We start from the raw sequence: 10,023 nt of genomic DNA, 5'->3' as shown, positions 1-10,023 counted from the left end.
TCCACCAAATCCACTGTAGGCCGCCGCCGCGTGTCATTGCCAGGCGTGGGCGCAGCCGGTGGATAAAGTGAGCGGCTGCCTGCGCCCGGTTTGAGTTATCGGGCGGCGCGACGTACCCTTAATCGGTTGACGTATGCCCAGTCGGGCAGTCCCCTGTACCCGCGTCCCCGGTCCCAGCGTTCCGGTGACCGCCGATCCGGAGTGATCCTCATGAGCAAGCGCACCTTCCAGCCCAACAACCGTCGTCGCGCCAAGAAGCACGGCTTCCGCGCCCGCATGCGTACCCGCGCGGGCCGTGGCATCCTCGCCGCTCGTCGCGCCAAGGGGCGCACCGAGCTCTCTGCCTGACGCAAGCTGTGCTTTCGAGGCCGAACCGCCTCACTCGCGGCGTCGAGTACCGAGCGGTGGTCCGCGGCGGTAGGCGGTGTGGGGGATCCCACACCGTCACCTACGTTGCGGCATCCCCCGGTGACGGCACCCCCCGGTTCGGCTTCATCGTGAGCAAGCAGGTCGGCGGCGCCGTCGTGCGCAACACCGTCCGGCGGCGGCTCAAGGCCGTGTGCGCCGAGGCGCTGAGCGACGTGCCCTCGGGCGCCGATGTCGTGATCCGCGCTCTGCCCAGCGCCGCGACCGCACCCTATGCCGAACTGCGCAGCGAGGTCCGGCGCTGTCTGGCCAAACGGGTGCCGGCATGAGCGTGTCGACCTTGCCGACGGCTTTCGTCGGTGACGGCGCGCTCCACGCCGACGCGCTGGTGCGCGGCATCCCCCTCGTTCCTCGAAACCTGGGGCTTGCCCTTCTGCACGGCTACCGCGCCACGATCTCCCACGTCTATGGCGACGTCTGCAAGTACTACCCCTCGTGTTCCGCCTACGCCGTCGGCTCCGTCCAGCAGTACGGGCTTGCGAAAGGGACCGCGATGGCCGCGATGCGCCTGGCCCGCTGTCATCCCTGGGCTGCCGGCGGGATTGATGACGTACCGTCGAATCCACGCTTTGGCCATGAGCTGACTCGGCACGGATTCGTCGTGCCCTCCGGAAAGGACTGATCCGTGCTGGATCTCTTCGCTGCCACCCCGATCCCGGTGGTTCCCACCCCGACGACACCGCCTCCCGGGGAGGGTTTCGACCTCTTCAGCACGCTGATGTGGCCGTTCAAGTGGCTCGTCGAGCTCATCCTGGTGTTCTGGCACTGGCTGTTCACGGCTGTGGGGATGCCTGCTACGGCAGGTGCCACCTGGGTGCTGTCCATCATCGGCCTCGTCATCGTGGTGCGCTCCGCGCTGATCCCGCTGTTCGTGCGGCAGATCAAGAGCCAGCGCAAGATGATGGAAATTGCTCCTGAGCTGCGTAAAGTCCAGGAGAAGTACCGCGGCAAGAAGGACCAGCTTTCTCGCGAGGCCATGAGCCGCGAGACGATGGCGCTGTACAAGAAGCACGGCACCACACCGGTGTCGAGCTGTCTGCCGCTCCTGGTGCAGATGCCGATTCTGCTGGGCATGTTCTACACGCTCAGCGATGTGAAGAAGCACGCTGAGTGGGGCGTGGGCGGTGTGGGCTTGCTCAACACCGAGCTCACGAAGCAGTTCTACGACGCGCAGCTCTTCGATGTCGCTCCGCTGCACGTCAACATGATCGACGCGATCAACCAGGGGCAGACCGCGACCGTCATCATCCTGATCATCCTCGTGGTGCTGATGATCGCGTCGCAGTTCATCACCCAGCTGCAGATCATCTCGAAGAACCTGTCGCCCGAGGCCAAGACCGGCCAGGCGTACCAGATGCAGAAGATCATGCTGTACGTGCTGCCGCTGGCATTCATCTTCTCGGGTGTCTTCTTCCCCCTCGGTGTGGTCATGTACTGGTTCACGTCGAACCTGTGGACGATGGCGCAGCAGTTCGTCGTGATCCGCAACCTGCCGACCCCCGGCTCCGACGCCGCGAAGCAGCGCGAGGAGCGCCTGGCACGCAAGGGTAAGGCGCTGGATTCCAAGGGCCGCGTCATCCCGATGGAGAAGTACCAGGAGGAGCAGCGGCGTCTGGCTGAAGAGGCAGAGCGCGCACGTGCGGCCGCGCCCAAGCGCCAGCAGCCGGTCGGCAAGCAGCGCGCGAAGAAGAAGCAGGCGCCCAAGGGTGCTCCCGCGAAGAAGGCCTCGGCCGACGGCTCGGGAAAGCCGGCGGGCTCCGACGCCACGGGAGGCTCCGCATCCGACAGCAGCGCCGCCGGCCGACCGCGTTCTACGCCGCCCAAGAGTGGTCCCGCCAAGAAGGCCTCGCCCGACGCTTCGGGCAAGCCGGGAGGCTCCGCATCCGACGGCACTGACGGCAGCCGGCCGAGTACGACGCCGCCGAAGCCGCCCAAGAAGTCCTGATCGCACAAAGGAAAACGGACATGACTCTCACGCCTGAATCCGCGGACGCCACGGTCGAGCAGCTCGAGCAGGAAGGCGACATCGCCGCCGACTACCTCGAAGAGCTGCTCGATATCGCCGACATCGACGGTGACCTCGCCCTGGACGTGCGCGCCGGGCGCGCGTACGTTTCGGTCGAAGCCGAGGACTCGGGCTCGCTGTCCCTGCTGAGCCACCCGGACACGGTGCAGGCGCTGCAGGAGCTGACACGGCTTGCCGTTCAGAACCGCACCGGACGCTTCTCGCGTCTGATCCTCGATGTCGGGGGATCGCGTGAGCAGCGCCAGCGCGAACTGGAGCGCCTGGTCGATCTCGCGATCGAGCGTCTGGACGAGGGCGCATCGCAGGCATCCCTGCCTCCCATGTCGAGCTACGAGCGCAAGCTCGTGCACGATGTGGCCTCGGCGCGGGGCTTCGTCTCGGAGTCCTACGGTGAGGGCGCCGACCGGCACACGGTCATCAGCCGGGCCTGACGTTCCGCTTCCGTGATGAACGCTCTCGAAGAAGAACCCCAGGTCGCGTCGGAAATTTTCGGCGACCGCATCGACGTTGCGCGCGCGTTCACGTCGGCACTCGCTGCGCACGGCGAAGAGCGTGGTCTCATCGGACCGCTGGAGCTGCCGAGACTGTGGACACGGCACATCCTCAACAGCGCGGTGGCCGCCCCGTTGTTCCAGGGCACGGTGGGCGACGTCGGGTCCGGCGCAGGTCTGCCTGGCGTCGTGCTGGCGATCGCGCGTCCCGACGTGCGGTGGGTGCTCATCGAGCCGATGGAGCGCCGGGTGATGTGGCTCGAGGAACAGGTGCGTGAGCTGGGACTCGACAACGTCGAGGTGCTGCGCGCGCGGGCGGAGGACTGGTCACGCGGTCCCGTCCTCGACGCCGTGACTGCGCGGGCGGTGAGCGCGCTGCGCACGCTGGTTCCACTCACGGCTCCGCTGGTGCGCGACGGTGGCGAGCTCGTCCTGCTCAAGGGCGCGAACGCGGCGAACGAGATCGCGGCTGCCGAGAAGATCATCCGCAAGTTCCGTCTTTCGAACGTGCGGGTCGAGCCGGTGGGCGAGGGTCTGATCGCGGAGCCGACGCGGGTCATCCGAGCCACCGTCCGCTGACGCGGCCTGCTGGCCGACCGCTCCCCGCCTCACGACCCGTTCTCGATGGGGAGAACGACCGGTTTCGGTTGTGTGAGAGCCATTCTGCGCCCCGCTCCGCACTCCGGGGTCTCCCCGAAATGACGCCGAGAGGCACCGATTCGAGCCGGACGCCCCCCGAAACGGCACCTGTTTCACGTGAAACAAGGGATCTGCTGCCGATTGAGTATTCGCAGCGCCGAGTGAGTATTAGGTGAATCGAGTGAATATTCGCCGCCGCGTAGGAGTAATCCGGACGCTCTGACTTCGGGGAGCCGGACGACGGGCATTGACGCCTCCGTGATGTGGCCGCTCTCTCTGTCGACCATCGGTCGCACGCAAAGCCTCGGCGACGGTCGGATGCCGGCTGGCTTGTGGCGGTCGCGACAAGGTGGACTGAACGTCGACAGGTGGTCTCGCCACGCCGGTGTTGCAACCGACGGGCGGCCGAGCGGGGGATCCTCATGGTTCTGGTCTCCCCTTTGATCCATCCTGATCCGGCCAGACGGACGTGGTTGGCGCGCGCCAAGGGCGCCCGACACCCTGCGCCGCACTTACCCGGGCCAGTGCTGCCGTGGACATGTGGTCAGATAACCCGGTACAAGGGGAGGCCCGGCTGCCTACGAGAGAGGGCATGACAGGACGCGTTTCACGTGAAACATTCTGCGCGCAGATACGCATGTGCGCCGCGCGCACGCGGTTCTTCGTTCGCGACGGCGGGGGACGCGGCGCTCATCACCCACCAAGGGGTGAAGCTCAAGGTCCGTGTCGGCGACAGGCCTGCCGCACGCCGTGTGCGGGAGCCGCGCGTCGCCGTCGAGCGCCCTGTCGCCCGGTTCGCAACTGGTCGGTTAATGGGTCGCAGAGGACCCACGGGGGTCACGTATGGTGCGGAAGCGGGGGAGGGTATGCCTGTGGGCACGCCTTTCGCGCACCGGGGCGGATGGGCTAGCCGGCGGCGCGGGCTCGCCACCTTCTACGCTCCGCGCGCCCCTGTTCTGGCACCTCGCACCCCGGCGTGCGGGGCGCGACGGCCTGCCCCAAGCGCGAGATTCGCTCCTTTCGCTATGTTTCACGTGAAACAAGCGACCAAGTGGCGTCGGTGAGTCGCTCGCGGGCCGGCGTGTACCCATGCCGCCCGTTCTGGCGTGCCGCATGGATCAGTGAAGCGGCACCGTTCCAGGGCCCGGATCGACGCAGGCTGAGCAGGGCGTTCTGGGGCGTCTCCCCCCGCACCAGATGTTTCACGTGAAACGGCGCGCTCGCACAGCTCTAACGAGGACGGGAGTGTGATGCGCGTGACGGGAAGCGGCGGTGCAATGCACGGTAGCCGCTTCACTGCGCGAAGGTCGCTACACAAGCGAAGCAGGCAACGAGCGCCGAGCGACAATCTCGAACCGCTCAAACCGGCGCGTTTCACGTGAAACACGCCTCTCCAACTCGTGAATACTGCCGCCACGGGTTGCGGGGACAGGCGGGTCGCCTTTCGGTACGGGACGCCGCAGGGACGCCACACGAGCGGTGTGACTCCGGCGACCCCGGTCAGATGTCGCGCGCTATCGAACTGCCGTTTCACGTGAAACATCGCGCCTACGGCGCAGAATACCCGAGGGGTGCGGGGGACGGGGTGAATGTGACGCACCAGGGCGCTCCGGGGCATTGCTCCGTTTCACGTGAAACAAGCAGGAAGGAGCATGGGGCCCAGCTTGTGGCGAGGTGCTCCGCGTATCCGCTCCCAGCCGCAGAGTGTGGCTATTGCGGTGTCCGGCTCGGTCACCGCGGACGACAGAGCCCGCAACAGTGTGCGCTCGGGGTTCTTCTGCGGGTCTTTTCGATTGCACCAGCGCCCCTGTGGTGCGCGAGCAGCATGTCCAAGACGCCAGCAGGTCCGCGGATTCGTCCGCCGCGGACGCTGCGCGTACGCAAAATGAACCGATAGGGGCGCAAATTTCCGCAATTTCCAGGCGCTCGGCCCCGGCCCAGCGAGGGTTCAGGCGCTGAGTCCGGCGGTCGGCCAAGGAAGATGAGCCCAGGTTTCCGCGCCGCGCGCACCTGCAAAGGGGAGGCGCGTCGCCGACCCCGAATGGGTGCGGCGGCGGGACGTCGAAGTGCCGCTAGGCCGAAGGCGCCGAAAGCGGGTGCAACGCCGCTCTTTGTTTGTGCGGCGTTGCGCTAGCGCACCCACCGGTTGTGTGGGCGCGGCGGGCCGGTAGGCGTCGTGAGATGTCGTCCTCGCACCCCAAGATGGCTTGGCTAGGCCGACCGTCCACGCTGCAACCGGGCGTTCAACAACCACCGGCAGGGGAGGCCTGGCCGCTCGTCAGTACATAGGGATGCCACCTCGTGCGTGACCGGCGCCCTTCGGCACCCGCCCAAAGCCCGCGGTGGGGCCGGAATGTGGACGTGTTCCACGTGAAACGCCGCCCCGGGAGTGGGATTGTGCCCGCGCCCGGCGGTGCGGAGGACGGGAGTGGGGGCGGGGTCGCGTAGGGTTGAGCAGGTGTCTCGTCGAGCGAAAACGGAAGGATGTTTCACGTGAAACAACCCGAGGATGGAGCCGGACCGGCATCCTTCAGCCTCGACGACGCACCGCTGGCGCGGGAATTGGCGGACCTCACCGCACGCCGCCGCGCGCTCGACGTCGTTGACGTGCGATTGACCGGAGAAACCCGCGTTTTCACCGTTTCCAACCAAAAGGGCGGGGTGGGCAAGACCACGACGGCAGTGAACGTCGCCGCCGCTCTCGCCGCTCTCGGCGCACGTGTGCTCGTCATCGACCTGGACCCGCAGGGAAACGCCTCCACGGCGCTGGGGATCCCCCACACGGCCGACATCCCGAGCGTTTACGACGTTCTGATCGACGACTTCCCGCTCGCCGATATCGTGCAGCAGAGCCCGGAATCACCCAATCTCTTCTGTGCGCCCAGCACGATCCACCTCGCCGGCGCTGAAATCGAACTGGTGTCCCAGGTGGCACGCGAGCACCGGCTCAAGACGGCCCTCGAGGACTACCTGCGCGATCTGCAGCCGCGCCTGGACTTCGTCATCATCGACTGCCCGCCCTCGCTCGGGCTGCTGACGATCAATGCGTTCACGGCGGCCGACGAGGTGATGATCCCGATCCAATGCGAGTACTACGCGCTGGAGGGGCTCAGCCAGCTGCTCGGGAGTGTGCGGATGATCCAGAAGCACCTCAACCCCCAGCTGCACGTCTCGACGATCCTGCTGACCATGTACGACGGCCGCACCCGCCTCGCCCAACAGGTCGCCGAAGAGGTGCGCTCGCACTTCGCCGAGCAGGTTCTGCGCACGGTCATCCCACGCTCGGTGCGAGTGTCCGAGGCTCCGAGCTTCGGACAGACCGTCATCGCGTACGACGGACACTCAGCCGGGGCAGTGGCTTACAAGGAAGCAGCGGTGGAGATCATCCAGCGCGGCACGACACACAAAGAAGAAGGAAAACCCTGATGGCGAAGAGAACTGGTCTCGGTCGAGGCATTGGGGCGCTCATCCCGACGTCGGAGCCGTCGGAGGCGCGTCCCGTCGACGTGTTCTTCCCCGGCGCGTCGCGGAAGGCCGCCGAGGCTGAGGCTGCAGCCGTCGCCGCGTCCACAGCGGCAACCGAAGAGACCTCCACGACGGATGCCGCCGTCGCCGCGCAGCCCGCGACGTCCGAAGACACCTCGCGCACGGACGCGACAGACGCGCCCGAGGCCGACGCCCCCGACGCGCCGGCGTCCGACCCGGACGCGCCCGAGCTCGTCGCCATCCCGGGCACCCGCCTGATCCAGGTCGACCCCAACGACATCGTCCCGAACCCGCGCCAGCCGCGCACGCACTTCGACTCCGACGATCTCGCGGAGCTCGTGCACAGCGTGCGGGAGTTCGGCGTGCTGCAGCCCGTCGTCGTGCGCACCAACGCCGACGGCAAGTACGAGCTCATCATGGGGGAGCGGCGCACGCGCGCGTCGCGTGAAGCTGGCCTCACCTCGATCCCGGCGATCGTGCGCGACACCGAGGACGAGCACCTGTTGCGTGACGCGCTGCTCGAGAACCTGCACCGCTCGGAGCTGAACCCGCTCGAAGAGGCATCCGCCTACCAGCAGCTGCTCGAGGACTTCGGCATCACGCAAGAAGAGCTCGCCACGCGCATCGGCCGGTCCCGGCCGCAGATCAGCAACACCATCCGCCTGCTGAAGCTGCCGATCCCGGTGCAGCATCGGGTCGCCGCGGGCGTCTTGAGCGCCGGGCACGCCCGCGCCGTCCTGTCACTCGAGGACCCCGAGGCGATGCAGCGGCTCGCCGACAAGATCGTCAACGAGGACCTTTCGGTGCGCGCCGCCGAGGCTGCGGCGAAGGCGACGGATGCCGGCGCGTCGCGCCGTGCCCTCCCGAAGGCGGGCGCGCGACGTGCACACCTCGATGAGGTCGCCGAGCGGCTGGGCGATCGGCTGAACACCAAGGTGAAGATCAACATCGGCGCGAGAAAAGGCCAGGTGATCATCGATTTCGCGACGATCCAGGACCTCAACCGCATTCTCGAGGAGATCGGCGAGACCGAGTTCGGCGCCCGCTGACCCGGGTATCGGCGGCCCGACGTAGGCTGGATGAATGGCAGCCGACGAGTCCCACGCCCCCCGCCGGGCGAGCCTCGAACTGCTGCGCGCCGAGGCCGGCGACGAGCTGTCGGTGCTGGTGCACGAGCGCCTGCGCGCGGGCGAGGATCCCTGGGAATTCATGGAGGACCTGCCGAGCGTCGATGAACTCGTGGTGCTGCTGCTGCGCGCCGACAACATCGCCGCCGACGGTGGTGCGCGGCCCACCGAGGCCCGCAACTACCGCGTGCTGCGACAGATCGCCCTCGACTACCCGGAGCTCACCAGCGCGGTCTGGCGTCTTCTCGGCTCCGAGCCGCACCGACGGTGGGATGCCGCGGTGCGCGCAGACGCCTCCTGAGGCGCCTCAGGCACGCGAAAGGCCCGACCAGACGTGTCTGGACCGGGCCTTGTGCGTAAGGGCGTCTCAGCCGATATAGGCGGCGAGATCCTGCTCGAGGGCGAACTTCGGCTTGGCGCCGATGATCGTCTTCTCAACCTCGCCCTTGCGGAACACCTTCATCGCCGGGATCGACGTGATCTGGTACTTCATCGCAAGATCCGGGTTCTCGTCGACGTTGAGCTTGAGAATGGTGATCTTGCCGGGGTGCTCGGACTGGATCTCGTCGAGGATCGGCGAGACCATGCGGCACGGGCCGCACCATTCCGCCCAGAAGTCGACGAGCACGGGGCCGTCGGCGTCGAGGACGTCCTGCTGCCAGTTGCTCGAGGTGGTGGCCTTGGCTGTCATGATGCTCTCCTTGGGAAGTCTGTCAGTAGGGGGAACGTCGAGGCGTGGGGGATTGTTCCTCAGGCGCCGACCGTGGCGGCATCCGGCAGGCCGTCGATCTGCGCGACGTCGCTCTCGGGCAGGGCCGCCTCGCCGCGCGCGGCGAGGTAGTGCTCGACGTCGAGGGCGGCGACCGTGCCGCTGGCGGCCGCGGTGACCGCCTGGCGGTAGGTGGGGTCGATCACGTCGCCGGCGGCGAACACGCCCGGCACCGAGGTGCGCGACGTGCGACCGTCGACCCAGATGGTTCCCTCAGGGGTGAGCTCGAGCTTGTCGTGCACGAGGTGGGTGCGCGGGTCATTGCCGATGGCGACGAACAGGCCGTCCAGCGGCAGCTCGCGGGTGGTGCCGTCGGTGGTGGAGCGCAGCACGACGCCGTTGACGGCCTCGTCGCCGAGGATGTCGGCGACTTCGCTGTTCCAGATGAACTCGATCTTCTCGTTCGCGAAGGCGCGCTCCTGCATGATCTTCGATGCGCGCAGGGTGTCCTTGCGGTGGATGATGTACACCTTGGAGGCGAACTTCGTGAGGAACGTCGCCTCTTCCATGGCCGAGTCGCCGCCGCCGACGACGGCGATCGTGCGCTCACGGAAGAAGAAGCCGTCGCATGTGGCGCACCACGACACGCCGCGGCCCGACAGGCGCTCCTCGCCGGGGACGCCCAGCTTGCGGTACGCCGACCCGGTCGCGTAGATCACGGAGTACGCCTGGTGCACCTCGCCGTTGCCGAGTGTCACGGTCTTGACGTCGCCGTCGAGGTCGAGTGACACGACGTCCTGATAGAGCACCTCGGCGCCGAAGCGCTCGGCCTGCTCCTGCATCCTCGTCATGAGGTCGGGACCCATGATGGCCTCGGGGAAGCCGGGGAAGTTCTCGACCTCGGTGGTGTTCATGAGCTCGCCGCCGACTTCGACGGAGCTCGCGATGACCAGTGGCTCGAGGTTGGCACGGGCCGCGTAGATGGCGGCGGTGTAGCCGGCGGGACCCGATCCGATGATGATGACCTGACGCACGTGTGCTGCTCCTTCGACGGCGGGGAGGATTACCCGCTCATGTCTTCAACACATGCTAACCGCGGGGCATTCCAGCCGCCCCCGG

The 10,023-nt window shown here is 67.4% G+C and carries 10 protein-coding genes and 1 pseudogene; 9 read left to right on the top strand and 2 right to left on the bottom strand.

Annotated features, from left to right (window positions below):
- The first annotated feature begins 210 nt into the window (after positions 1 to 210).
- The 9 genes and pseudogenes from rpmH (at position 211) to QNO21_RS15325 (ending at position 8,496) form a co-directional block, all read left to right on the top strand.
- On the top strand, positions 211 to 348 hold the full coding sequence (gene rpmH, locus QNO21_RS15365) for a 50S ribosomal protein L34 (RefSeq protein ID WP_013584598.1): 138 nt from the start codon (positions 211 to 213) through the stop codon (positions 346 to 348).
- Positions 349 to 356: 8 nt separating this feature from the next.
- A complete protein-coding gene (gene rnpA / locus QNO21_RS15360; protein ID WP_308211326.1) occupies positions 357 to 695 on the top strand; it encodes a ribonuclease P protein component in 339 nt (112 codons plus the stop codon).
- Entirely contained in the window at positions 692 to 1,048 is a 357-nt protein-coding gene (yidD, locus tag QNO21_RS15355) for a membrane protein insertion efficiency factor YidD (protein ID WP_257514155.1), read from the top strand. The genes rnpA and yidD overlap by 4 nt, the downstream gene beginning before the upstream one ends.
- A gap of 6 nt (positions 1,049 to 1,054) precedes the next feature.
- Positions 1,055 to 2,134 (top strand): annotated as a pseudogene (gene yidC / locus QNO21_RS15350) (membrane protein insertase YidC); the annotation flags it as partial.
- Between the two features lie 257 nt (positions 2,135 to 2,391).
- The gene (locus QNO21_RS15345; protein ID WP_257514154.1) at positions 2,392 to 2,883 is read left to right on the top strand and encodes a Jag family protein; all 492 of its coding nucleotides are present in this window, start codon (positions 2,392 to 2,394) and stop codon (positions 2,881 to 2,883) included.
- Positions 2,884 to 2,898: 15 nt separating this feature from the next.
- Positions 2,899 to 3,522: a 16S rRNA (guanine(527)-N(7))-methyltransferase RsmG gene (rsmG, locus tag QNO21_RS15340; protein WP_257518639.1), complete on the top strand. Its 624-nt coding sequence runs from the start codon at positions 2,899 to 2,901 to the stop codon at positions 3,520 to 3,522.
- Between the two features lie 2,544 nt (positions 3,523 to 6,066).
- Complete coding sequence (locus tag QNO21_RS15335) at positions 6,067 to 7,008, top strand: ParA family protein (protein WP_257514152.1); 942 nt, start codon at positions 6,067 to 6,069, stop codon at positions 7,006 to 7,008.
- The gene (locus QNO21_RS15330; protein WP_257518638.1) at positions 7,008 to 8,117 is read left to right on the top strand and encodes a ParB/RepB/Spo0J family partition protein; all 1,110 of its coding nucleotides are present in this window, start codon (positions 7,008 to 7,010) and stop codon (positions 8,115 to 8,117) included. Before QNO21_RS15335 ends, QNO21_RS15330 begins: the two co-directional genes overlap by 1 nt.
- Positions 8,118 to 8,151: 34 nt before the next feature.
- Complete coding sequence (locus QNO21_RS15325) at positions 8,152 to 8,496, top strand: tryptophan synthase subunit alpha (RefSeq protein ID WP_257518637.1); 345 nt, start codon at positions 8,152 to 8,154, stop codon at positions 8,494 to 8,496.
- A 66-nt stretch (positions 8,497 to 8,562) separates the two neighbouring features.
- Here the strand turns inward: QNO21_RS15325 and trxA are convergent, their stop codons facing one another.
- Together trxA and trxB are read right to left on the bottom strand one after the other, a co-directional pair.
- On the bottom strand, positions 8,563 to 8,886 hold the full coding sequence (trxA, locus tag QNO21_RS15320) for a thioredoxin (protein WP_191719678.1): 324 nt from the start codon (positions 8,884 to 8,886) through the stop codon (positions 8,563 to 8,565).
- A gap of 59 nt (positions 8,887 to 8,945) precedes the next feature.
- Entirely contained in the window at positions 8,946 to 9,938 is a 993-nt protein-coding gene (gene trxB, locus QNO21_RS15315) for a thioredoxin-disulfide reductase (protein WP_257518636.1), read from the bottom strand.
- Between the last annotated feature and the right edge of the window lie 85 nt (positions 9,939 to 10,023).

This window comes from Microbacterium sp. zg-Y818, assembly GCF_030246905.1.
Lineage (GTDB): Bacteria > Actinomycetota > Actinomycetes > Actinomycetales > Microbacteriaceae > Microbacterium.
Note: the sequence above shows the minus strand (reverse complement) of the source record. Positions and strands in the feature narration are given on the sequence as shown.

Bases quoted from the DNA above. Each gene is read 5' to 3' on its own strand.
- trxA (WP_191719678.1), bottom strand. From the start codon at position 8,886: ATGACAGCCAAGGCCACCACCTCGAGCAACTGGCAGCAGGACGTCCTC.
- rpmH (WP_013584598.1), top strand. From the start codon at position 211: ATGAGCAAGCGCACCTTCCAGCCCAACAACCGTCGTCGCGCCAAGAAG.
- yidD (WP_257514155.1), top strand. From the start codon at position 692: ATGAGCGTGTCGACCTTGCCGACGGCTTTCGTCGGTGACGGCGCGCTC.
- QNO21_RS15345 (WP_257514154.1), top strand. From the start codon at position 2,392: ATGACTCTCACGCCTGAATCCGCGGACGCCACGGTCGAGCAGCTCGAG.
- QNO21_RS15325 (WP_257518637.1), top strand. From the start codon at position 8,152: ATGGCAGCCGACGAGTCCCACGCCCCCCGCCGGGCGAGCCTCGAACTG.
- rsmG (WP_257518639.1), top strand. From the start codon at position 2,899: ATGAACGCTCTCGAAGAAGAACCCCAGGTCGCGTCGGAAATTTTCGGC.
- QNO21_RS15335 (WP_257514152.1), top strand. From the start codon at position 6,067: ATGTTTCACGTGAAACAACCCGAGGATGGAGCCGGACCGGCATCCTTC.
- QNO21_RS15330 (WP_257518638.1), top strand. From the start codon at position 7,008: ATGGCGAAGAGAACTGGTCTCGGTCGAGGCATTGGGGCGCTCATCCCG.